This window comes from Bacillus sp. SIMBA_008 (genome assembly GCF_046535495.1).
Taxonomy (GTDB): domain Bacteria; phylum Bacillota; class Bacilli; order Bacillales; family Bacillaceae; genus Bacillus; species Bacillus subtilis.
The window spans coordinates 1-266 of record NZ_JAWRWL010000574.1 but is presented as its reverse complement, the minus strand read 5'-3'; the positions used below and the strand labels follow the sequence as shown (position 1 = coordinate 266).

Below are 266 nucleotides of genomic sequence, written 5' to 3'. Positions count from 1 at the left end.
CGGCGAAGCGAGGTCCCGTCGGACGGCTACTTCATCGGCGGGTCTCTTTTCGACCATGTCACCCCCGAGATGCGCGTCTACCGCGAAGAGATCTTCGGTCCCATCCTGTCGATGGTCCGCGCCGACAGCCTCTCCGAGGCAATCGGCCTGATCAATAACCATGAGTTTGGAAACGGCGCGGCATTGTTCACGGGCGACGGGCGCGCGGCGCGCGAGTTCACCGCGCGGGTGCAGGTTGGAATGGTCGGGATCAATGTGCCGATCCC

Annotated in this window: 1 protein-coding gene; it reads left to right on the top strand. The window is 63.9% G+C overall.

Annotated features, from left to right (window positions below):
- Nucleotides 1-266: aldehyde dehydrogenase family protein (locus tag SB658_RS24505; RefSeq protein WP_410602982.1), on the top strand; the 266-nt coding region annotated here is incomplete at both ends.